This is a genomic window from Actinoallomurus acaciae, from assembly GCF_042429965.1.
In the GTDB taxonomy this organism is placed as follows: domain Bacteria; phylum Actinomycetota; class Actinomycetes; order Streptosporangiales; family Streptosporangiaceae; genus Actinoallomurus; species Actinoallomurus acaciae.
In genome coordinates this window covers 30,708-54,219 of sequence record NZ_JBHLZP010000003.1, presented here as the reverse complement: position 1 = coordinate 54,219, position 23,512 = coordinate 30,708, and the positions used below count along the sequence as shown (strand labels likewise).

16 protein-coding genes, 1 tRNA gene and 1 pseudogene are annotated in these 23,512 nt (G+C 66.2%); 12 read left to right on the top strand and 6 right to left on the bottom strand.

The genetic code is table 11. From position 1 onward, the window contains the following. Window positions 1–175: 175 nt before the first annotated feature. The 8 genes and pseudogenes from ACFFNX_RS01265 (at window position 176) to ACFFNX_RS01225 (ending at window position 7,317) form a co-directional block, all read left to right on the top strand. A complete protein-coding gene (locus tag ACFFNX_RS01265) occupies window positions 176–1,252 on the top strand; it encodes a hypothetical protein (RefSeq protein ID WP_378193666.1) in 1,077 nt (358 codons plus the stop codon). 628 nt (window positions 1,253–1,880) lie between these two features. Continuing rightward, window positions 1,881–2,036, top strand: a pseudogene (locus ACFFNX_RS52355) (helix-turn-helix domain-containing protein); the annotation flags it as partial. 178 nt (window positions 2,037–2,214) lie between these two features. Beyond that, a tRNA-Arg gene (locus ACFFNX_RS01250) sits at window positions 2,215–2,287 on the top strand. Between the two features lie 486 nt (window positions 2,288–2,773). Beyond that, entirely contained in the window at window positions 2,774–3,478 is a 705-nt protein-coding gene (locus tag ACFFNX_RS01245) for a hypothetical protein (protein WP_378193663.1), read from the top strand. Continuing rightward, entirely contained in the window at window positions 3,475–3,759 is a 285-nt protein-coding gene (locus ACFFNX_RS01240; protein ID WP_378193660.1) for a hypothetical protein, read from the top strand. The genes ACFFNX_RS01245 and ACFFNX_RS01240 overlap by 4 nt, the downstream gene beginning before the upstream one ends. Then, window positions 3,732–4,904 carry a coiled-coil domain-containing protein gene (locus tag ACFFNX_RS01235; protein ID WP_378193658.1) on the top strand — a complete coding sequence of 391 codons (1,173 nt, stop codon included), beginning with the start codon at window positions 3,732–3,734 and terminating at the stop codon, window positions 4,902–4,904. Before ACFFNX_RS01240 ends, ACFFNX_RS01235 begins: the two co-directional genes overlap by 28 nt. Before the next feature lie 5 nt (window positions 4,905–4,909). Continuing rightward, the gene (locus ACFFNX_RS01230; RefSeq protein WP_378193655.1) at window positions 4,910–5,383 is read left to right on the top strand and encodes a hypothetical protein; all 474 of its coding nucleotides are present in this window, start codon (window positions 4,910–4,912) and stop codon (window positions 5,381–5,383) included. Window positions 5,384–5,385: 2 nt separating this feature from the next. Next, window positions 5,386–7,317, top strand: a complete 1,932-nt coding sequence (locus tag ACFFNX_RS01225) for a hypothetical protein (protein WP_378193652.1) — start codon at window positions 5,386–5,388, stop codon at window positions 7,315–7,317. On the opposite strand, the gene ACFFNX_RS01220 is transcribed toward ACFFNX_RS01225, so the two are convergent. After that, complete coding sequence (locus ACFFNX_RS01220; RefSeq protein ID WP_378193649.1) at window positions 7,310–7,504, bottom strand: hypothetical protein; 195 nt, start codon at window positions 7,502–7,504, stop codon at window positions 7,310–7,312. The two genes, ACFFNX_RS01225 and ACFFNX_RS01220, sit on opposite strands and share 8 nt — an antisense overlap. A 473-nt stretch (window positions 7,505–7,977) precedes the next feature. Here ACFFNX_RS01220 and ACFFNX_RS01215 point away from each other — a divergent pair, with 473 nt between their 5' ends. From ACFFNX_RS01215 to ACFFNX_RS01205, 3 genes are all read left to right on the top strand, one after another. Then, on the top strand, window positions 7,978–11,061 hold the full coding sequence (locus ACFFNX_RS01215; protein WP_378193646.1) for a TrlF family AAA-like ATPase: 3,084 nt from the start codon (window positions 7,978–7,980) through the stop codon (window positions 11,059–11,061). A gap of 481 nt (window positions 11,062–11,542) precedes the next feature. Continuing rightward, complete coding sequence (locus ACFFNX_RS01210) at window positions 11,543–11,773, top strand: hypothetical protein (RefSeq protein ID WP_378193643.1); 231 nt, start codon at window positions 11,543–11,545, stop codon at window positions 11,771–11,773. Window positions 11,774–11,803: 30 nt separating this feature from the next. After that, window positions 11,804–12,814 carry a hypothetical protein gene (locus ACFFNX_RS01205; RefSeq protein ID WP_378193640.1) on the top strand — a complete coding sequence of 337 codons (1,011 nt, stop codon included), beginning with the start codon at window positions 11,804–11,806 and terminating at the stop codon, window positions 12,812–12,814. A 604-nt stretch (window positions 12,815–13,418) separates the two neighbouring features. Here the strand turns inward: ACFFNX_RS01205 and ACFFNX_RS01200 are convergent. Beyond that, window positions 13,419–14,657, bottom strand: a complete 1,239-nt coding sequence (locus tag ACFFNX_RS01200; RefSeq protein WP_378193637.1) for an IS110 family RNA-guided transposase — start codon at window positions 14,655–14,657, stop codon at window positions 13,419–13,421. Between the two features lie 438 nt (window positions 14,658–15,095). Between ACFFNX_RS01200 and ACFFNX_RS01195 the strand changes: the two genes are divergently transcribed. After that, window positions 15,096–17,024, top strand: a complete 1,929-nt coding sequence (locus tag ACFFNX_RS01195; protein ID WP_378193634.1) for a hypothetical protein — start codon at window positions 15,096–15,098, stop codon at window positions 17,022–17,024. A 652-nt stretch (window positions 17,025–17,676) separates the two neighbouring features. Here the strand turns inward: ACFFNX_RS01195 and ACFFNX_RS01190 are convergent. The 4 genes from ACFFNX_RS01190 to ACFFNX_RS01175 all read right to left on the bottom strand — a co-directional run bounded on the left by ACFFNX_RS01190 (window position 17,677) and on the right by ACFFNX_RS01175 (window position 23,410). Next, window positions 17,677–18,264, bottom strand: a complete 588-nt coding sequence (locus ACFFNX_RS01190; protein ID WP_378193766.1) for a DNA methyltransferase — start codon at window positions 18,262–18,264, stop codon at window positions 17,677–17,679. A 195-nt stretch (window positions 18,265–18,459) separates the two neighbouring features. Further along, on the bottom strand, window positions 18,460–19,881 hold the full coding sequence (locus tag ACFFNX_RS01185) for an alcohol dehydrogenase catalytic domain-containing protein (RefSeq protein ID WP_378193631.1): 1,422 nt from the start codon (window positions 19,879–19,881) through the stop codon (window positions 18,460–18,462). Window positions 19,882–20,038: 157 nt separating this feature from the next. Continuing rightward, the gene (locus ACFFNX_RS01180; protein WP_378193628.1) at window positions 20,039–22,693 is read right to left on the bottom strand and encodes an excinuclease ABC subunit UvrA; all 2,655 of its coding nucleotides are present in this window, start codon (window positions 22,691–22,693) and stop codon (window positions 20,039–20,041) included. 141 nt (window positions 22,694–22,834) lie between these two features. Further along, window positions 22,835–23,410, bottom strand: a complete 576-nt coding sequence (locus ACFFNX_RS01175) for a TetR/AcrR family transcriptional regulator (RefSeq protein WP_378193625.1) — start codon at window positions 23,408–23,410, stop codon at window positions 22,835–22,837. Window positions 23,411–23,512: the final 102 nt, after the last annotated feature.

The following is a 23,512-nucleotide window of genomic DNA, read 5'->3' as shown; positions in this document are numbered from 1 at the left end:
AACCCGGATATCGTGACTCCACTGCCTGCCCAGAGCCGAGAACGGCATCGCCGACCACCGGCTCTCCCCAACCGAGCACGCCGGCTAGCGCGACGAAGCCGCTGAGCGGTATGGCGGCCAAACCGTAGTCTCATCGACCGTCGCATGGCTTCGGCACTACCCAAGGGAGACCATCATGGGCATCACGATCTCCGACGTGGTCACCTCCTTTCCCAGCACGTGGGGCGCGACGAACGCCGCGAGCGCCGCAGTCGTCTATCCGCTCGCCGCTCTGGTCGCGGTGCCGCTCGCCATGGTGGTGTCCGACCCCGCGCAGATGTGGCACGCGGGCGACCGGTACGGCCACGTCGCCGGCCTCATCCGGACCGCGAACTCGGAGATCACCCTGTGCGTGGACCGACACGCCTCCGCCGACAAGTGGAACGAGATGGGCAAGAACGCCTTCCTCGCCAACAGGGTCAAGCCCTACCAGGACACGCTCGACGAGGCCGCGCGGATGTATGACCACATGGGCGCGGTCCTGCGCGGATGTTCGGTGGGATACACGGCGGCGGGGGTGTCGTCGGCGGTCATCGGTTCCACCCTCCTCATGTATGTGGAGGCCCAACTCGCCGCGGCCGCACTACCCGGCGCGAACATGGCAGCGATCTTCGCGGCCAACGAACGAATGGCCCAGACGCTCCAGGTGGTCCGGATCCTCATCCAAGGCCTGGCCAGGGTCAACGAAAGGGCCGCCATCCTCATCAGCGAGCTGAACGCCAAGTGGGGACGCCTGTGGCTGCCCCTCGCCATCGACGTCGGCCTGACCGCCTGGGGCGCCTTTGAGATCGGCACCAGGGCCGAGTCGAAACTCGACGGCGAGCGGGTCACGCTCCACTGGCCGAAGCGGCTCGCGCCGGGGGCCGCCACGCCCGCCGGGTACCGCGCGCCCAGCGCCGCCGCCCAGGAGGCGATCAAGCGGATCTCCCCGGAGTCGATCAAGGCGCTGGGCAAGGACCTGGACAAAAGTGTCGGCCACACGCTCTCCGAGGCGTACGACCAGGCGTGCGGCAACGACGTCGGCTACCCCGGCTTCGGTGTGCTCGGCATCCCCATCGCGCACGCGCACACCCTCATGCGCCAGGGCGCCGCCGACCAGCTCGCCGCCTGCCGCGACACGCCGGGCACCTGGCTGCCGGGGCTACGCACCAACGCCGGCAACTGGGTCTTCGCCGAGGAGGCCAGCGTGGACGCCACCAGCTACGCCACGTGAGACGGCCCGCGAGGACAAAGATCGTTACGAGCGGACCGGCGGACCGCCCGCAGCGGCGCCACGGACGCACGGGTCCGCCGGTTCCGGCCGCTCCGCCGTTCGCGACGTACGAGGCGTGCCCAAAGGCAGGAAAATGGCCGCAGGGTGCGTTTGTGGAGGTCACTCGGACGAAGAGACCCCCGGACGAGCCGAGGGCCTCTGGCGTACACCTCGAGCAGGACGTCAACGCCGTGCCCTGCCCGCTCAGCCACGTCGGGAGCCGCGACCCAGCGTTCAGCCAGAGCAAGACCGCCGCATGCCGAAGGTCGTACGGAGTCTGAGCCAAGGAGGTCGAGCCGACCGCTCAATCGATCCGAGACCGGGTGGTCCAGGCCGACCGCGATGAAGGCCGCCGCTAGGAAGGGCCGACCAGCGCTGAGAAAGGCGCGCTGGCGAGGCTGCGCTGTGAGGTCCGTCAGCTCCGTGAAGAGTGGGAGATCTTGAAGAAGACGGCGGTCTTCTTCGCGCGGGATACGGATCGGCCGAGGTGAAGTATCGGCTGATCGATGCGGGGAAGGCACACCATGGCGTCTCCCTCCTCGCTCGGGTACTGGGTGTGTTGCGCAGGGCTATTACGCTTGGAAGAACCGAGGCCATCGTCGAGATTCATGCCCGGTCGCGTCACACCTACGGTGCCCCACGCATCCACGCCGAGTTGCGCGATGACTTCGGAGTGCCGGTCGGTCGCAAGCGGGTGGCCCGGCTGATGCGCACCGCGGGGCTTGAAGGGGTGCATCGGCGTCGCCGACGTGGGCGGGACGACGGCGAAGGGGATGACCCAGCAGGGGTAATCTGTGCGAGCCGCACAAGGCTTGCTACCGCACGCCGGCACGACGGCGGAGACCAAGATCCGGAACATGTCCGGAACGCTCGATAGTAGGGCGCGGACGGAGGCGGGCTCCGCTAGGCTCTACCAGCGACAAGCCCTCGTAGCTCAGGGGATAGAGCAACGGTTTCCTAAACCGTGTGCCGCAGGTTCGAATCCTGCCGGGGGCACCTCGCCTGACCAGGGAAAACATCTCATCTACTCGCCTTCCGCTGGGCGGATCCGAGCCTTGGGGGCCCCTGGGGGGACCGGCGTGTCTACCGCGCCTCCCTCAAGGATCGTCGCGGCCGTCTTCTCCACAGCCTCGCGGGCAAGCTCGGTGACCACTTCGGCGTAGAGGTCCGCCGTGATCGCAACCGAGCTGTGGCGCAGCAAGGGGCCGATGCGCTCCCGGACTGCCAATGAGACCACGGCGTCCGAAGTAGACCACTGCCGTGCGGACACGGACGTATTAGCGGCCGGGAAGGCAAAAAGGCCTCCCGGCCACATTTCAACCGGACGGTACGCCGCAGCGTACGCCGCCCTGTCCCGCTGGCAGCGCGCGGCGGCCGCCGGAACGGTACATGTTTCCGGGCAGATCGGTCGGTCTGGAGCGACGTTAACCCGGTCCTCCGACCGATACCGGCCTACCGTTCGTGGAGTTATGGATCTTTTGGATGCCGAATCCGTACAGCGTGCTGTGTCCACTTGTGGCGCTAGGGCGGGTCTATGCCGGTGCGGTCTTGAAGGTTCACGATGTGTTAGTGAGCTCGGAGGAACAAGCCGCTGTCCGGTTGCTGATGCTGTTGCATGTCGCTGCGGATTCGGTCCTGGCCGAGCCAGCGCCGGATGAAGCTGAGGCGTGTATCGCCGGCGAGATGCGGCTTCAAGCGATGGATTGTTGGTTGCGTAATCCGGACTACTTGGCGTGGGAATTGCTCGATCAGGCGGAGCTGCGTCCCGATGCCGTTCTGGTCGGTGAGGCGGCGCGGATCGTGTCGGCCGAGGAGGAGCCGGATCTGCGGACGACGCCGATGCTGCGGTGGCGTCACGGCGCGTGGGAGCGGCTGGATGATTGCCTCAGCCTCCTGGCGGTCGATATCCGCCGGGGCAAGAATCTAGGCGGCCGCCGTGACTTTTATTTGCTGGCCGAGGGGCGCCGCGCTGCTACGAGGCTGCTAGCCGATATTCCGGCGTTGGGATGGTATGCCGATCGGGCCCACCTTGTGGGCGTGGTGGCCGGTGATGTCGGCGGTGATGAGTTGAAGGCCCGACAAAAAGCGGTGTGGGAGTACCGGGACACCCGCTGGAACGATCACATCGCCGGGATCCGCGTGAAGGTGATGGAGCGGCTGTCACGCCTGGGGCAGGGAGTTGCATGAGCGAGTTCCTGGACGCGGTCGCCGAACGCGCGCACATGGCGGTGGAGACGGCGGCGAAGATCTTGGCCGACCACGGCATAGAGGAGTATTTGCCAGCCCGACCGGCGGCACGGCTGCGGATCGATCGGGTCGGGTTTTCCGGCGTTAAGGATCTGCAGTCCGACCCGCCGGGCGAGGAGTTCACCTTCGAGATGGAGGTGCCCGAGGGGTCAGCGCGTTGGCTAGCGCGGGCAACTCGGCGGGCAAGACGAGCGTGGTGGAGATCATCCGCTGGTTGCTGACGGGGCGGTCCGCGGTCGATAACTGGGTCTTTGAGCGGATCCGGCGGGCAAGCTTGGAGTTTCGGCTCGACGGCCAGCCGTTCACCGTGGACGTTACCCTCGACGGTCGTGGGATGTCGGGGCGGTTGAGTCAGCGTAGCGATGTGCTGCGCACATTCGATCAACGTTCCTTTGAGACGGTGATGGAGGAGTTGCTGCTGCCGCGGCTTGGGCTGGATCGCATCAGTGTGTTTCAGCGTGCGAGTGGGTCGGAGCGTGGGAGCGTCATCGAGGCCGGTTGGACGTTGCTGTCCGACGGGTTGCATGTGCGTCCCTCGGAGCTGTCGAGCGTGATCGGTGGCGTGCCGGTGCGTGCCGCGCAGATGCTGCAGGTCTATCTGGCGTTGCCGTGGTATGACACGTTGCTTCAGGTGCGGGCTGCGCTTGGTGCGGTGCGACAGCAGAACCGGGATGTTGAGCAGGCAACCCAGGCCGAACACGAGGTCCGCTTGCAGGAGACTGACCGTATCCAGCAGGAGTTGCGGCAGGCACGGCTGGAGCTCGCGGCGATGAGTGATGAACAGGAGCTGGCTGATCGTCTGCGCGCGGCGGTGGATCGTGCCACTGAGCTGGCGCGGGCCGCACTGGCGGCCGGTGCGCGGGTCAAGGCCGCGACCCAGTGTCTGGCCGATGCCAAGGACACGCAGATCGTTGCGCAGCGGGCGTTGCGCACCATCGTCGAGCGTGAGGCGGCCGGTGCGTTCTTCCGGGCGCTGGAGCCCAAGGCGTGCCCGCGCTGCACCAAGCCGATTGATGGGCAGCGGCGGGCCCACGAAGCCGAGGAGCAGGTGTGTTCGGTCTGTGATCGGCCGGCCGTCTATGAGCCCGACGTGATGGCGCGTGAGCGCGCCGAGGAACAGGTTGCCGCCACCGCCGAGGCCGTGGAGAGCGCCGAGCAGGCGCTAGGGGAGGCGAAGCGTGAGCATGAGCAGATTGCGGATGAGCGTGCCGCGACGGAGCGGGAGATCACCTCACTGGCTGGCAGCGGTGAGCTGGAACGGCGTCGTGCGCATGAGGCACGCCTCCACCGGCTCGAGGGCCGCGTGGAAGAACGTGAAGAGACTGGCCGCAACTGGCGGTACGTCTGTCCGGACCTGACGATGTGACGCGGGTGCTGGAGGCGGCCGAGACCGACGCGCGGGTCCGGACCTCGGCGGACCTGTTCGAGGAGCTCAACACCGAGATCCTCAGCCTGGGCCAGCGGTTCGGGATCTCCGGGCTGTGCCGCGTCAAGCTGAACCGCGCGGCGCACCTCCCGGTGACCAAGGAAGGCACCGACTACAAATTCAGCAAGCTGCCGGACGGGGACAAACTGCGGCTGAAGGTCGCAGTCGTAATCGCGCTACTGCGGATTGGCCACCGCCGTGGTGCCGGTCGCCACCCCGGCCTGTTGTTCGTCGACTCACCTGGTGCCGAAGAGGTCGCCGCTGGATCGTTGCGTGAGATGATCTCCGGGCTCGTGGAGGTCGCGGCCGAGTTGGGCTTGCAGGTGGTGACTGCGACCGCGCGCCTGGATGACGTCCAGTCGGTGCTGGATCCCAAGCGGTTCCGGATCCCGGCGAAAGGGCGGACGACGCTGTGGTAGAGGTGGTCGACTGGCTCCGCCAGGCAGGGCCTGGCGCGTCCTCGCGGACGCTGGATGACGTCGGCGGTGAGGCGCAGCTGTATCGCCACGCCGAGCAGATCGCCAATAGTGACGCCTTCGATGTCGCAACGAGCATGGTGATCGGTGCCTGGAATCAACTCGATCATGAACGCGCCTCCAGGTTGTTGCTGCTAGGCCTTGAACACACGCCGGATCCGCTGGCCTTCGCCGGAGCGGTCGAGGCGATCTTCGCCCAGCCCGCGGTCGTCGCCGCGCTCGCGGACGGGATGAACAATGTTCTGCTGGATCGTGCCGGTGAACGTACAGATCCGCGGCACGCGCACATCGCCGTCGACGCGCTCGACGGCGCGCTGCGCCTACTCCTGGCAGGGGCGGTGCGGCCATTCAGGCTGCTGGAGCTGGTCTCGTCGGTGACCATCATCGAGCCATCGACATTCGCCGAGGCCGTCGCCCGCCGCCTCGGCGTGCTGTACCTGCACAAACCGGAGACCAGCGTCCGTGATGCGGCACGGGCGACGCTGCAGCTGCTGAGCGAGCACCCGGACGCGCGCGACGACGCGCTGTGCGAACTCGGCGGATGCTCGCTGATCGACGGCCTGGAATCATCGACCGCCGAGCAGGCAGAGGCCGCGCTGCGCACGGCACGTCGCGACTATTCGGCCGCGATCGACGCCGACCAGGAGCGTCTTGACGCCCGCCTGTACGCCAGCGCGCTGGATGGGGTGCTGGCGCTCATCGAGCAGCGCCCGGCCGCTGATGTGGAGGCTGCTGCCGAGCAGGTGGAGGACCTGGCGCTCGTACGCGCCGCCTGGCACGCGCCGGGGCGGTTAGGGCGCTGGTTGGGAGACACCAGCGCGGCTGAACAGCACTGGTGGATGGTCACCGCTGCCTTCGCCCAGGCCGCGGGCGCACTGGATGAGGACGTGTGGCTGAACGCCGCCACGTCGCTGGAAGCGATCGCGCGTGCCCACCGTGCCGCGCGCGTCGCGCGTGTGCTGCCCGAAGCGGCGCCGGGCCTGCGCGCGGTCATCGAACCGCGGATCAGTAATGCCTTCATCGCCGACAGTTCTCGGGTGCGGGCGCTGAAGCAGTGGGCGACACAGGTCGCCGACGATCCAGAGCTTGAGCAAGGCGCGATCGAGCTTCAAGAGGTGGTGGAGGACCCAAAAGGGGACACCGCGACGCTCATCGCCGATCTGCGCGCTAGGGCCGACGACCCCACTGCCGTCGATGCGGTGCTGCAGGCTCTTGACGACCGTCAGTGTGAGGTGCTTGAACGCCGGCTGGAGACTCTGGACGGTGAGGAGTCGGTACTGCTCAACCGGGTCGCATGGCGCGTCAATCATGACATCCGCGCAGGCCTGGAGGGCGTCCCCGACTACACCGGCACCACCCGGATCTTCTTCGACCGCATCCTCGATCTGACCATCCGGTTCGTTGAAATGCGGCAGGACATACAGACCGGCCGACCAGGCGGGCGATTCCACTATCTCAGCCAGCCTGATGCCCTCGAACGTGACCTGCAGTTGGACTACTACGAGTTCATGAAGGGCACCATTTTCGGCGCTGTCGTGGACATCGAGACCCCGCACATCGGCGGAGGCCGCACCGACATCGTCTTCCGCTACGGCGGCACCCGGATCGTCGGAGAGATCAAACGCGACACCAATCCGGCCGCGACCGGCCACCTCGACTCCTATCTCAACCAGGCAGGCCTGTACCAGAGCGCCAACGTCGCGCTCGGGCTCCTGCTCGTGCTCGACCTCAGCCCCAAACCCCAAGGACAGGTTCGCTCCCTTGGCCAGAGCATCTGGCTGGCCCACAAGCCGGATCTGGCCGACGGCGACCTCCCACGCTTGATCGTCACGGCGCTCGTTCCCGGCAACCGGCCTACACCCTCCGGCGTCACCTGACCCGCTCCACCGCAGGCCGGACCCGCATAGGGGGCACGACCACTGCCCGTGCGCCCACGTGCACGGCGGCCAGCAGCCACGGATTCGTCGTCCGGTTGGCCGCCGTCACGAGGCCGAGCGTCCACAACCACCACGCGCCCGGATGCAGGTCCCGCGGAAAGAAGTACGCGACCGACGCGGAACGCATCACGACTTTCAGGCGTGTTTGCGGTGCAACGCCGTCAGCCCGGTAGCCGCGCCGAGCACGGCGATCGCGGCGCCGGCCGCCCAGGGCGCATAGTCGCTCGCGCCGGACTGCTTCTTGATCAGTTGTCGACCGGAGAGAGGTTCTGACCTCCGGTCCGCGCGACGTTCTGCGCGGGGTCGTCCGCCGTCGACCCGGCCCGTGGGAGAGGGAGCGAGCGCTTCGATCCTCCGCCCCCAGGCGAGGACAGCTGGCCGAAGGTCGAGCTACGCCCGGACGGCGTTCCCGGCTGCTCAGCGCCTGGATCGCTCTGCCCGCCGCTGTGGTCGCCGGTCGAACCAGGCTGGACTGCGGGTCGTTGCTCGTCGAGGCGGGCTCGGGGGCGGTGGTGCAGGCGCCACCTTCGGTCCCGGGACGGACCGCGCGGAGCAAGTAGGTGAAGCCCCGCGTAAGCGTTTATGCGGGGACACGCGTGAATGTTGTTGCAATTGTCCAATGCACTGGCGAAGATGATCCGCGTGGCGGGAGGGACGCGATGGCCCGTGTACGACACATCGCGACGCCACTCATCTCTGACCGGTCTAGACCTTTGCCGGCCAGATGGGAACGCCGCGCCTGCGGCGATGAGGAACGCGCCAAAGCCGGGGGCGACAATGACGTCAAAGTGGTACAAGTGCGACCTTCAGGTAGCGACCCCCGCCTGGCGAATGAGGCTACCGAAGGACAGAAGCTACAACTTCGATAAGCCCGATGATCGCAAGGCATTCGCCGATCTTTATATGGACCATTTGAAGAGACGCGGCATCGAGGTCATCGCTCTCACCGATCACCACACGGCCACCTGGCTCGGCGACATGAAGGACGCCGGCGTCCGGGCCGGTATCACCGTCTTCCCCGGCGTCGAGGTGACGACGGGAACCGGGTCGGACGGCGCACACCTCATTCTCATCGGTGATCTCAGCAAGACCGAGCAGGACATCGAGATCTTGCTTGCGAAGGTCTGCGGGTTCGACGAGCCAGAGCATCCGAAGTTCAATCCGGCTCGAAAGCGTGACCCCGCGCCAGCCCCCCGATCAATCGGGGACATCCTTGACGATCTACCGGACGGCTGGCTGGCGATCGCGCCGCACGCGCTCGCAGACAATGGCCTCGCATCTCTCAAGACCGTGGGTGACACACTTCGGTGGAAGGCCTTGCACCATGATCGACTCTCCGCCGTCGACGTTGGCCATTTCAACGCTGGTGAAGGAGCCGAAGGTAAGAGGCAGGGATTCAATCAGCGGTTCCGGGCGCGGGAGCTGGACGATCTTCCGTGCCTGAAAAGGCTGGCGTTCATCAGCACGTCCGACGCCTACTGCGTTGAGGATCTCGGTAGCCGTTTCTCCTGGATCCGGATGAACGAGCCCTCGCTGGAGGGGCTGAGACAGGCGTTCCTCGACCACGAAGCCCGGATTATCTGCGACTGGGATGACCGGCTGGCCGACCGGCCAGACCCGAACCATGTCGACCACGCCTGGGTCGAGTCCGTGACTCTCGGCGGCAGGCTGGGCAACTCCGCAAGCCCGATGAACGTCACGTTCGTGCCCTGGTTGAACGTCATCATCGGTGGGCGCGGCTCAGGCAAGTCGACGATCGTGGCAGCGCTCAGGCAGCTCTACGGCACGACCGACGGCCTTCCGGAATCCCTCCGCGCGGAGACCGAGGACTTCGTCGAGCGGGTATTTGATACCGCCGAGCTGGCCGCCGCACACCACCTCGAGATCTCCGGTGAACGGCAGAGCGCGCACTGGACCCGCAAGGACGGCCCGACGACGGATCGAGGCATCACGACCAAGACCGCGTTTCCCATTCGGTTGTTCGGTCAGAAAGAGCTGTACGAGCGGATCAAGTCCGTCCCCTCGGACCCGTACGTTGCCTCGCGGAACCTGCTCGGCCTCATCGATGAGGCGGTCGAGGCCGCCGGAGACGGATCACGGCACGAATTCACCGAGGGCCGGGCCGCGCTCGAAGACCGCTGCGAGCAACTTGTACGTGAAAGACAGCGTGTTCAGGTCGCACTTGGCCGAAAGAACGAGCTGGAGGCGCGAGCGGTAGAGCTCGGCCGGCAGATCGCGGTCCTCGACAACGCCGAGTTCAAGACGCGCCGGGAACACAATGAGGCGATCCTCCGCGAACGAGCCGAACTCGAATCCATCGCCACGAATTTGAACCAGACGATCAGTGACATCCGGCGACATGCGGAAGGGCTGCTTTCTCAAAGCTCCCACGCCAGCCAGCCTGACGCGCGGTCGAGCACTCGGGCGCCTCACCTGCGTCGACTCGACGACGTCCGCGCTCGATTGCTGAACGACCTGCTCACCGCCACCGGGCAGGCTGAAACAGACGCGAAAGCGGCCGAAGCCGCCAGGCAAGAAGGACCGTGGGCCGACGAAGTCAGGCACGCCGCCGACGACGAGGCCGCCTATCAGGCAGAACTGGGCGAAGCCGGCGTCGACCCCGAAAAGTATCTGGGGCTGCGCGAAGAACTCTCCACAGTAGAGCGCGGGCTGGCCGACCTTGAAGAGCAACAGAGGCGTCTCACCCAGCTCAAGGAGGACGAGGCCAGCGCCTGGAATGCTCTGGCGACCTTCTACGACGGGCGCCGACGCCGACGCACCCACCTTGTGGACGATGTCCACAGGAAAAGCGGGTCACTGCGGTTCGACCTCGCCTCACATGGCGACTGGGCCGGGTGGGAAAGCGCCGCTCGGGAACTGCTGAATCTGCGAGTAGACGGCTTCGTGACAGACGTTCGTGCCGTAGCAAAGTGGTTGTGGTCCGGTCGCACCGACAACTTTGAGGCTCGCCTGTTGACATGGCGGCATGCGCTCGTCGACTCCCAGCCCGCCGCTTACCGGCTCCTTGAGGACGACCTACCCGACGTACGAAAGCCCTGGTGGCAGAAACTACAGAAGCTGGACGCGACGCTACGGCTGCGGCTCTCAATGCTCATGGCCGACGACGTAATCACCATGCGCTTCCTCAAGACCGGCGGCCGAGCGGACCATGCCGAGGACTGGCAGGACGTCTCCCACGGCTCACCTGGTCAGCGAAGCGCAGCAATGCTCAGCTTCGTCCTCCATCAAGGCACCGAGCCGCTCGTGATCGACCAGCCTGAGGACGACCTCGACACCGCTTTGATCTCCCAACTGATCGTCACCGAGCTGCGGAAGAGCCGGTGGAAGCGGCAGGTCATCATCGTCACGCACAACGCGAACATCCCCGTGTTGAGCGACGCCGAACAGATCCTCGTGCTGGAAGCGCACGAAGGCAGCCTCAGGGTCAAGGAGTCCGACGGCCAGCAGCACCTCGGACCGATCGAGGTCATGAAGGTCCGCCGCGAGATCCAGAACGTCCTCGAAGGCGGGGTCGCCGCATTCATCACCCGGGAAAGGCGCTACGACAACGAGCTGAGCACCTACCGACGAGATCTCGCCGCTGCGGAGCGGCCCCGCGATCCGGATCGTTCCTCTCACGATAAGCGGAGAGAACCATCCCCACGTCCACAAAAAGCCGAGTGATGTGATGAGCCGAGCCTCCCGCGATGCCAATCTGTTCGCTCACCAGGGTCAGCATGACCGTGCGGGCGCTGAGCGGTTCCAGGATCGTGGGGTGCGGGTCGTAGGTACTGCGGATGAGTGCGGCCCGGCTGGTGATGTCGTCGATGACTTGGCCGAGGGTGTGCTCCTGCCCGTCCGTGAACAGCGGGAGGATCCGGTCGGCCCAGGTCTGCTTCTCGGCTGCGGTCGGGATCATCGGCGTGGCCGCGCCCTTACCGAAGCCGGGAACGATGAACGTCCTCGGTGCCAGCTCGGGATCGTCGGGCGCCGCGGCGGCCTCGCCCGACATCGCGTCGAGCGTCCCCGCCGGCGGGCGGGGCGCGATCTCGTAGACGTCGTCGACCCACTAGGTCGCGCTCATCGAACCGGAATGGGGACCGAGCACCCGCTTGTGGGATCTGCTCAGCAACGTCCGGGGAGTGGAGAGGGCAGACGGCGAGCTATGAGCGCTGAGCAGGGATGGCGCTTTGACGAGGACGGCAAGTTCTCCGAAGGAGACGCACACCCACAGCCGGGCGGCTACACCGCCGAGGAGTTCGACGCCCAGTGGCGCCCGGACTGTCTCCGGTGCGGCGGCCTGGTCGAGGTGCAGCCCGTGGGTGGACACGACTACTCAGGTCGCACGCTGTACAGCCCCGGTCGCATCCGGTGCATCGGCATCTGCGAGAGGTGAAGCTTGGCTGAGATGAGAGGTCGGTAGCCCGTGGCGCTCAACCCACCGACGATGGACCGGTTGGCCTTTGTCCGGCTGCTTCACCAGCAGGCCGCCGAGCAAAGCCGTTTGCCCCCGCCTATGAACTTCATGTGTGTCCTGATGTATCACGACGCAGTGGAGCTGTTCCTGCTGCTCGCTGGCGAGCATCTCGGCGCCAACATCCCGGAGAAGGGCAACTTCACTCAGAGGTACTTCGACAACATCAACAGGGAGCTGAACGGGACCGAGTTGTCCGGTCGGAAGGGTGTCGGAAGGCTTACGGACCAGCGCAACGCTTTCAAGCATGCGAACACGTGGCCCGGCCCGACCGGCATCGAACAGTTCCGCGCCGACGCCGCGGCCTTCTTCGAGGACAACACCCCGAAGGTCTTTGGGGTTGAGTTCGCCAAGATCGAGATGGCCGATGTCGTACCTCAGGAAGGGACGCGGCAGAAGCTGAAGGAAGCGGCTGAGGCGGAAGCCGAAGGAGACCGAACGCAAGCGATGGGGTACCTGGTAATCGCATTCGATGACCTGTTTCAAGAGCACGTGGGACCCGCGCACGCCATTCAGTCCGAGTTCAGCTTCGGCCGGACCATCCGGACCCCCGCGTTCAGAGGAATCGGGGGGATGGTGAATCAGTTGCAGACGTCCCCTTCAGACAAGGGGCACGCACGTGCTGCGGACCGTTTCGCGAAAGACAGGATCGGGCAGGCGCTCGATCTCACCGTGGAAGCGGTCATTTCACTACAGAAGGCCATGCGGGTCATGGCAATCGGAATCGATTACTACCGCTACGTCCAGTTCGATCGCCTTACTCCCGAGGTTCGGCGCTACTCCGCAGAGCATGTGGTCTTCGACCCGGAGGCGAGCTATGCGCCGAGCGTGGAGGAGTTCCAGTTCTGCCAAAGCTTCGTGATCGAGGCGGCGCTGCGGTTGGCTGAGATCAGCGCGGTCGTCGTCAGGCCGTCATGGCGACCGGAGGTGGAGCTGGGGGAGGTGGAGTTTCGGTGGCATTGAGCTTAGAGTCCACCGATTCTCAGACCGCCACAACGGCTTGACGCCTGAGGTATTTGATCAGCCGCCCTTCGATGGCGGATCGGTCACGCCGCCCTCCAGGAAGATGGACATCGCGCGCCACCGCAGATCGCATGCGATCGCGGCATCAGGGTGCGCATGTAGACCTGATCGCCTGATCCGCGACCGATCAGCGGCAGACGAGTGCACCTCGATCGATAAGGGAATCGAGACGGATCCGGCAGCGGAACACCCCCACGAGCGTGAGGGAGGTCTGACCTGGGGTGCGTATGGTGGGCTCGGAGATCGAAACACCCCCACGTGGGGGGCGTCCGATCTCCGACGCAAGCTTCGGCGTTACCCTCGTCGCACAGCGCGCAGAGCGGCAGCTGAGGTTGCAAGGTCGTATTCGCCCCGCTCGGCGATCATCCGTGCGGCGGTGCCAGCGGCTATTGGGACAGCGGCCCCGGCATACGCTGTGATTACGCTCCGTTGGGCTGGCGAAAGCCAGCCTTTGGCCAGGAACTGTTGCAGGACAATGACTGCCGCAACAACGGATCACGCGGAGGCAACCAGGCCGGACTCGTACACACTCCCTGTGTCAACCTCAGGCGGCTTTCGGCTGGATGAGAGCCGCTGCGGCGCCGTGGTTGGCAGGATCGTAGGGAACGCTGTCGAGCCAGCAGCGCCAGATGACGCGGATCCAGGCGCGTGCCAGGACACGGATCACATGAGCGTGGTCCTTGCCGCTAGCTCGGGCGTCGGTGTAGATCTTGGCAGCCCACGGGCTGGAACGCCGGCTGTTGTCAGCGAACGAGGCCATGGCCTTGCGGAAGCGTTTGTTGCAGGCCCACCGGAACCCCACGGATCGATGCCGGCCCGAGGCCTTGGTCACCGGGCACATCCCGGCGAGAGCGGCGACCGAGTCGGGCCCCGCATAGGCCTCGCGGCAATCGCCCCACTCGGACAGGATCTGAGCGGCGTTGATCTGCCCCGCCATCGGCAGCGAGGTGAAGATCGCACCGTCTGGATGCTCCGCCATACGGGCTCTGACGGACTTGGCCATGTCCTTCAACGCCGTGTTGAGGGTCTTGAGCACAGTGACCAGCGCGAGCACGGCGTCTTTGAGGGCAGGCGTGAGGGCCGGATCGAAGGTCCCGGCCGGTGCGGCGCGCAGCCGAGCCATCAGCTCAGCGGCTGTGCGCCGGCCCGAATAGGCGTGCTTGGTGCAGAACGCGGCCATCCTCCTTTCGCCCAGGTGAGCGGCCGCGGCCGCCGTCGGATAACGGCTGAGCAACTCCAGGCTGATCGGCGAGGCGACGTCTGCGAACAGCGCTTTGGCTCCGGGCCAGTGCGCCTCCAGCAGCGCTGATAGCTGGTTGACCGCCGCCACCCGCATCTCGACCAGGTCGTCGCGGGTGCGCACCACGGCGCGCACGGCTTTGGTCTGGCTGGAGTAAGGGGTAACGACCCGCAGGCGGTGTTGCCGCAACCGCAGGTACTCGGCGATGACCGCGGCGTCTCCGGCATCGGACTTAGCTCCCGACAACACCTCGCCTTCCCGCCAGGTCTTGATGGCGTTCGGCTTGACCGGAACGACAGCATGACCGGCCTCCAGGAACAGGTCGACCAGCCGGCCGTTGGGGCGCTCGATCGCGATCGGTACCTGTTCGGAGTCACCGTACTTGGCCAGCCGGCGCACCAGTTGGGCGATCCCGTCCGCTGTGTGCTTGATCGTGAACTCGGCCACGATCTTCCCGGCCTCATCCATCACGCACACCGCGTGCTCGGACGCGGCCCAGTCGATCCCGACGAAGAACAACGCCTCACCCAGCGCAAGCGACAACTCGACTCCTCCGATGGCAGGGACAGCTCGGCGGGGAGGCCGGCCACCGGATGGTCACTAAGCGGCGCTCTGAGCGCATCTCCCTGTTGCCGGTCCGCAGCCCCCGGAAAGAGCCGAGCGCGGCAGTGTGTACGCGGCCGTTTCCGGCGACCACTCCAGGCCGTCATCTCAGCCCCCGCCGAGTCCAATCACCGCGCACCCGTGTGCCTGGCGACAGCCATGGTGCCCTAGTGACCACCCCGCTGGACGTGACCCTGGCGGTTCTTCGCACCCGACCCGCCCGATACCAGCCCTCCCCCGCCTATCCGCATTGATCTCCGTCCGCCAAACACCGCCCACGTCCAACTCCGCGATGAGTGGGTGCAAGCTCGATCCCGATGAGCGGTGCTCATCGGACATCACGGCGAGAGAGAATCGAACTTTGGCCACGGTGGATCGGTGGGAGAGTTCATGCCGCACCTCTGCAAGATCACGTTGGCGGCTCCACGGAGCGATACCGACGACGGGGACCAAGTGCTGGAGGCGATGGCCACGGCGATCGAAGCGGGGTGGGAGTCGCCACTGGCCGTTTCCGAGGATGAAGACCTGGACCCACCGCTGGCAGAGGACAAGCCCGACGGCGGCAACATCCTCGACTATCGGATCCTCGGATACCCCGAAGGTGCGATCATTCTGGTCCTCCTTGAGGGAACGGACCTGGCGCAGGCGGCACTGGCCGCAGCCGCCCTCTCCCAGCACCTGACCACCTGGTCCCCGACCCTGCTGAAGTTCACCACCGAGAACGTCAGCGTTTCCCCCGCCGCCGAACCGATCGACGACGACTGGGCACAGTCCTTCGACATACCGACACCGACGCGCAGATGGTCACCCGCTGAGTTGCTCGATGAAGAACTTCTGACGTTGTCGGCGAAGTACCTGCTCGCGCGCGCCGTCCGGTCGCTGTGGGACCCCGCGAAGACTCGAACCCCCCACATCGATGCAGGTGATGTCATCGCCGGCGGCAACGAACATCCGTGGGGCAGAGAGCTGACGGGCGCCCTGGGAACACTGCTGGTTCTAGCCGCCGACCACGAGGCCGAGACCGGTGAGACGGCGAAGCTGACCGTACGAGGATCCGGTGATCCCGCCCTGGCCGAGGACCTCCTCACCAGGGCGCGAGCGGCCACCGAGCTCGACCCGGAAGACGACTGTGCCGACGACGATGAAATGCGTGGACACGTACTCCTGTCGGACTTCATGGAGGACCACTCACTAACCTGGAAGCAGGTCCCGAAGGACGAATCACCCGCCCAGACAGAACAACGCACGGCGCGCCAGCTCCACGAACTCCTCTGGGCCGGTGTACGAGCCCTGGCGACACTCGCGTACTCACTCTCCGACACCGCCGGGCCCTGGCAGCTGCTCTATGAGCTAGAGGACGACCGGCTCATCTCGACCCTGGCCGCATGGGAAGCCGAAGAGATCGCCGCGACCACCGAGCACGACTCCGACGAAGCTCAAAGCGCGGCGCTGGCCCACGCCGCCATGTGGCTGGCGATCCGCCGTCCGGAGACGCTCGACACCGCCGAGGGCGAACGGCTGATCGAGTGCATCGCCACAAACCCCGGAGCCCTCCACCACGTCGTCTACAACACCCTGCTGATGGCCGGTCCTGAGCCGACGCGCAAGGCCGTCGATGATCAACCACTCCCCGCGGACATGCGCTCCGGTCTCACCGCCTTCGTCCAAGCCCAGCTGCTGACCGATGCAGACAAGATCGACTACGAACACGGCGACCCATACGACGAGATGCACGGAGCGCTCGAAGACGCGCTGGTCCACGACGAACAATTCAATGACCGGCTACGCGCCGCACTGGACGTCGCCGGTCTCGCGGCGCGGCTGACGCAGACCGACGTCAACCCTTATCGCGGCGTCGGACGCCACATCTCCTCCCCACGTCAGATGACCATGGAGTTGCTCGCCAGAGCAGCACTCCACGCCACCGTCGTCCTCACCGACCACGACGGTGATGCCACCGTCCGCCTCGGGGCCCTGGCCACTGTCGCACACGTCTCCGCCGCCACAGCCGGCGAGATGGCCGCCGACCTTCCCGACCTCACCGGCGACGACCCAAGAACAGAGCCGGCGGCCCGCGAACGGGCACGCCAATGGATCAACGATGCCCGCCAACTGACCGGTCAACAGGCGACCTCAAACGGAGACGTCGGAGCCGGCGACGACACGCAGGCCATCCTCGACGACCAGACCACCACCGACGACTGGCCGGTCCACCGCTTCGTCTCCGCTGCGGCAGAGGCGACCGCGGCCACACTGCGATCAGCCGGACGCCTCGACGCCGCCAAGGAGATCTTCACTCGGGAATGACCCCGAACCCCAACCAGTTACGGTTGCCAACCCGAACAAAACGTCACAGTCCATTATCAGAGGTCACCATCCGATAGCTCTTGATTGGCCTACCCCTGCTTCTTGGTCTGATCAAGACCTGTAGAGGGCGCTTCGATCGCCGCGTCCGGGGCTGTAATGGGGGCCCGAGGGGAGCCCGTACGGACTACGCGGAGACAACAGCGCGCAGCATCCCCGGGATTGATCGACACGTAGCCGAGTGAGCTAGCTGCAAGAATGCGCGAAGGCGACATCATCCATTGCCGTCCGGCATGAACCCCAGCGAATTCCTAAACCGTGTGCCGCAGGTTCGAATCCTGCCGGGGGCACCCAGAACATGGAAACTCTGGTCGACGTGTGTGACCTGCGTGACCTACGCGATGGCGTGGTCGACCCTCCGGCGGCTGCAGATGCTGTCTTGGCGAACGTACGGACGGTGTCCTCGTGTCGGGGTTTGTTGTAGCGGATCTGGAGTTGGAAGGCGTCGTAGAGCCTTCGTCGCAGGTCCTCGGGGAGCTTGTCGAGACCGATCGCCATCTGAGGAATGTCCTCCAGGAGCGAGAGATCGTCGCTTGCCAGAGGTTGGTCTTGCTCGTTGAGGTCTGACAACTGGGCCTGAGCGTCGCCGCGTTGTCTAACGAGTTCGGCGTAGCGACGCTGGATACTCGCGATCGTGGCCACAATCGGTGGGGGCGCGCTCGGGCCCGTAAGCATATCCCCCGCCCCGCTGGTCGGAGGAGGCTGCTTGATGGCCATTGTTCTCTCGTCGCCGCGAGGTCACCGCAGTTCTCCCCCCGGGCTCATTCCGGTCCCACGACAGGCGGTCTCCAGCAAGGCCGCACACGGCGGAGTCGTGTTCGATGCCAATGAAGGAGCGGTTGAGCTCGCGGGCGGCCAGGCCGGTGGTCGCAGCTCCGGCGAACGGGGCGACGACGGTGCCGCGCGGCCGACATCCGGCGGCGATGCACCGCGCCCGCAAATCAATTGGGAAGACCGCGTAGTGCGCCTGCCGGAACGGCCGGGTGGAGATCGACCGCACATCGCCGGGGTTCCTGCCGGTTGCCGACGGCGCGGCATGGTGCTGACGGCTCGTGCCGGCTTCTGCGGTGTGCCGTCGCTGGCGGCGGTTCGTCTGCTCGCTCGTGCCTGAGCAGGGCGGGCTCCGGCCGCGGGCCCGGTTGATCGTCGAGTCCGCGCCGAGGGTCCGGTCCCTCGGCCTCATCACAGCCCGTCTAAGATCCGGCTCCCGGGGCCCGCCCAGTGACCAGCGGCGATGCCGCCCGTAGAGGGTCTTCCAGTTCACGTACTGCTCAGGAATCTACCGACGGGCAGCAGCGCCCACTCCTCATCAGTCAGATCATGGCGATTCAGGCGTTCATCCACCCGCCACGGTCTACCGCAGCCCAAAGATCACGATCTACGAGGCACTGCCCAGCGCGATGGGCTTGCCGGCCAGCGGGGTGAACCGTTCCTTGCTCAGGTTGCCGGGGTTGAGGCCGTGCGGCACGTCGCCCTTGACCGAGCCGTGCGGGTCGATCACATACTTGTACGGCGAACCTTCAGCGAACACCTTGTAGGCCTCGGGTACCTCGTCCATCGTGATGACGGTGGTGTTGAGCATCGGGGTCAAGTACGGCATCCGGTCGTGCAGGATCGCCTCCATCAGACCGTGGTTGTAGGACATCGTCGGCGACTGGCCCGCCGCCATGCGCGGCGATTTGATCCAGGCGTCGGCCCACTCGGTCGTCATCGACCCCTTCTTGTAGTCGGCGCTTTCGGCCAGCGGGTTGGCGCAGTACACGCCGACGGTGCTCGTGGTGCCGCCGAAGCTGACGTATTTCAGCAGGGCGCTGGTGACGGCGTTCTCGACGGGCCGGTCGGCGTCGGAACCGAAACCGCGGGAGTCGAGGCCGACATAGTCGATGACGCGGTCGGCGGTCTCCCTACCGGTGATGCGCCGCAGGTGGTCCTCGATCGCCACGCCATCGTTGAGGTCGATGGTCTCGATACCGTGCGGCTCGAGCAGGGCCAGCCGGTCGGGCAGGTAGTCGGCGACGATGATCGCGCCGTAACCCAGCAGCCGCGCGCATGCGGCGCCGCAGCGGCCGACGGGCCCGGCGCCGAAGATCAGCACACTGCGGCCCACGCCGAACGACGGCATCGCCGGCCAGTCGGGTGCGGCGAAACCGTGGAATGCGGTCGGCAGGATGTCCGAGAGCAGGGTGAGGTCCCGGATCTTCTCCATGGCGGCGTGCCGGTCGGGGAACCGAAGCAGGTTGAAATCGGCGTAGGGCACCATCAGGTAGTCGCCTTGACCGCCGGCCCAGCCGGCGGCGGTGTTGACCGACCGGACAGGGGGGCCGAGGTTGAAGCCGTAGGCGCCGCAGTCGACGTGCTGGGTGGTGCCGGCGATCGGGAAGATCTGGTCACCGTTGACGTACTGACACACGTCGGTACGCATGTGCTTGCAGTTGTAGCAGCGGCCACAGCCAACGTTGAACGGCACCGAGACGATATCGCCCATGTGCAGGAATTCGACGTCGGAACCGACCTCCACCACCTCACCGGTCATCTCGTGACCCATGGTCATACCCGACGGGACCGCGAACGAGCCCCGGTAGATGTGCAGGTCGCTGCCGCAGATATTGGTACTGATGATTTTGAGGATGACCGCGTGCGGCGCGTTCTTGCCGTTGGGCATCGTCAGTTCGGGGAACTTGTAGGTGTCGACCCGGACGTCTTCTCGGCCGTGGAACGTCACGAGGCGATTACCGTTGTGTGTCATGGTTTTCCACTTCCTTTCCGACGAATTTCTGTGATCGCGGAGTGAGGAAGTCACAAGGTCGCACGTCCGGGGTCAGTCATGAATACGCCACGGTTTTCCCCCGCGACCTGGCGCGTCGTGCCCACCTCACCCCGTGGCACGAGCGGTACTCCACTACCCCCCTTCCCTGGCGGCTGCCGGGGTAAAACCTCCACCCCCGGCAAACGGGCGCTCAGCGCCTGCCAGGTGAGGAAGCACTCCGGGTCGATCGTCGCGTGCGTTTTGGTAGATCTTTGATGGCGGCGGCGAGGTAGGGGGCGGTCACGCTGCGAGCGTTCGCCGCCGCCTCGGCCGGTGTCCCGGTGGCGACGACGCGGCCGCCCTCATCTCCGGCGCCGGGACCGAGGTCGATGACATGGTCGGCTTGCGCCACCACCCGCATGTCCAGTTCGACGACCACGATCGTGTTACCGGCATCCACCAGCTTCTGCAGATGCAGCATCAGCCGGTCGGTGTCCGCGGGGTGGAGTCCGGCGGTCGGTTCGTCGAGTACGTACAGCGCGTCGGCGCGGTGTGCGCGCTGGAGCTCGGTGGCCAGCTTGACGCGCTGGGCCTCGCCGCCGGACAGCTCCGTCGCAGGCTGCCCCAGTCGCAGATAGCCCAGCCCGACGTCACACAGAACCGTCAACGAGCGCAGCACCTCGGTGTCACCCTCGAAGAACGAGCGTGCCTCGTCGACGCTCAGCTGGAGGACCTCCGCGATATTGCGGCCGCGCAAGATGATCTCCAGCGTGCTGTCCTTGTAGCGGGTTCCGTGGCAGTCCGGGCATGGGGTGTAGACACTGGGCAGGAACAGCAGCTCGACCATCACCCACCCCTCGCCCTCACACGTCGGGCACCGCCCCGACGCGACGTTGAAGGAGAACCGCCCGGCGTCATAGCGCCGGCGTCGTGCCTTCGGTGTCTCGGCGAACCGGCGGCGGATGTGGTCGAACATGCCCGTGTAGGTGGCGACGTTCGACCGCGGCGTACGGCCAATGGGCTTCTGGTCGATACAGACCACGCGACGCAGGTCGCCGACACCGCCGACGATCCTGCCGTCGACGGGCTGGGACACTCCGGACAGCAGCAGGTCGTGGTCGTCACCGACGTCGTCGGCCGCCCCTGCGACGGGACGACCCAGATGTTCTCCGACCAGCGTCGGGAGGGCCTGACCGACCAGGCTCGACTTTCCCGATCCCGAGACCCCGGTGACCACCGTCAGGCACCCCAACGGGAACGACACCGACACATCGCGGAGATTGTTGCGGCTCACCCTGTCCAACCGCAGCCAGCCACCGGCGATCCGGGGGGTGTGGGGCACCGGCCGCTCATGGCCGAACAGGTAGCGGCGCGTCGCCGACTCGCCGACGTCGGCCAGGCCTTGGGGAGGTCCGCTGTAGAGAATCAGGCCGCCGTCCTCACCGGCCTCCGGGCCGATGTCCACCAGCCAGTCGGCCGCCCGGATGATATCGAGCGAATGCTCGACCACGAACACGCTGTTACCGCGTCTCTTCAGATCTTCCAGGATCGCCAGCAAAGCGTCCCTATCACGTGGGTGAAGTCCCGCCGATGGCTCATCGAGCACGTACACCACACCGAAGAGCTGCGAGGACAACTGCGTCGCCAACCGCACACGCTGCAACTCCCCCGATGACAGGGTCGGTGTGCTGCGATCGAGCGACAGATAACCGAGCCCCAGGTCGATGATCGGCCGCAGCCGGTCCAGCAACTCGGCGACCAGACGTCGGGCGGCGGCCCGTTTCTCGACGGACATGTTCGGTGTATGCCGTACGTCCGGAGCCGTCTTGTGCGCCGACCCGCCGGCCGCGACTCTGCGTTCGACGGCAGCGTGCCGCGCGTCCTCGTCGAGGACGGCGGCCAAGCCGATGTCCGTCGGCGTCCAGGTGTCGCCGAGCACGGGTGCCAGCAGCCGCGCGAGCCGGGCCACGGGAAGCTGGGAGAACTCGGCGATGTCCAGCCCTTCGAAGGTGACCGACAGGGCCTCGGGCTTGAGCAGCCTGCCATGACACGTCGGGCAGACCGCGCTGCTGACGAACCGGGAGACACGCTTCTTCACCGACGAACTCTTGGTGTTCGCGAACGTGTCCAGAACGTACCGGCGCGCTCCGATGAACGTTCCCTGGTAGCTGGGCTCCATCTCCCGCGCCAGCGCTCTACGGGTCTGCGCCGGGGTGAAGCCGGCATAGACCGGCACCGTCGGGCGATCGTCGGTGAACAGGATCCAGTCGCGGTCCCTCTTCGGCAGCTTCTTCCACGGGGTGTCGACGTCGTACCCCAGTGACACCAGGATGTCGCGGAGGTTCTGCCCGTGCCACGCCGGTGGCCACGAGGCGATCGCCCGCTCCCGGATCGTCAGCGACCGGTCGGGAACCATGAGCCGCTCGGGTACCTCGTACACCCGGCCGATGCCGTGGCACGCCGGGCACGCGCCTTCGACGGTGTTGGGAGAGAAGTCCTCCGCGAAGAGCATGGGCTGGTCCGCCGGGTAGTTTCCGGCACGCGAGTAGAGCATGCGCACCAGGCTCGACACCGTCGTCACGCTTCCGACCGACGACCGGGCACTACGCGCACCACGTTGCTGCTGCAGCGCGACCGCGGGAGGCATCCCCTCGATCAAGTCGACGTCGGGGACACCGGCCTGCTCGATGAGCCGACGAGCGTACGGAGCCACCGACTCCAGATACCGCCGCTGAGACTCCGCGAACAACGTGCCGAACGCCAGCGACGACTTACCCGACCCGGAGACACCGGTGAACACCACAAGGGCATCCCGGGGAATGTCGACATCGAGATTCTTGAGATTGTGCTCACGGGCACCACGCACCCGGACATCAGCCGACACGGCCAGAGGCCGTTCACCGCCAGAAGCCCGTGAGCGATCAGACGAGTCCACGTGTCCGAGCCTAGACAGGCCAAGGTCACACGCTCACAGGCCCACCCGCTGTCACACGAAACGTGCAGGCCCTCATCGTCCGTGGCCGGAGGCGTCGAGCACGCCGTTGAGGAAGATGCCCGTGATCGCGGCGCTGGCCTGTTCGACGCCGAGCTGGCCCTGGATCACCCGCGAGACCGTCCCTTCGAGGAGTCCGAAGTAGACCTCGGCGAGCGTCTGCACGGGGAGGTCGTCGCGGAAAGAGCCCTCGGCGGCACCCCGCTCGAACACCGCGCGAAGCGGTGCGGTGAGTCGATGGTCCGCCTGCTGGGCCTCGCCCGGCGTCTTCTTGAACAGCCCGAGTGCCCGGTATTTGTTCGTCGCCGCGAGCACCGCACGCGTCATCCGGGCGATCGCCTCGTCGATCGGCGCCGCGTCGAGTTGCGCGTCGGAGATGCGTTCGTCCAGGTCCGCGAATGCCGCCTCGTACAGGGCGCGGAGCAGCGCGTCCCGGTTGGGGAAGTAGCGGTACAGGGTGGCCCGCGCCACGCCGGCCGCCGCAGCGATGTCCACCATGCTCGCCGAGTCGCCGCGCTCGGCAAGGACCTCGGCGGCGATGTCGAGGATTCCGGCGGCCACGTGGTCGCGGAGGGACGTACTCCTGCTCATCGCGGACAGCGTACATCGTCGTCCCGACATTTGACAGCATGCCTCTCTGATAAGACACTCTGTCTCATCCAAGAGACGTTATGTTCATCGGGAGGGTTCGTC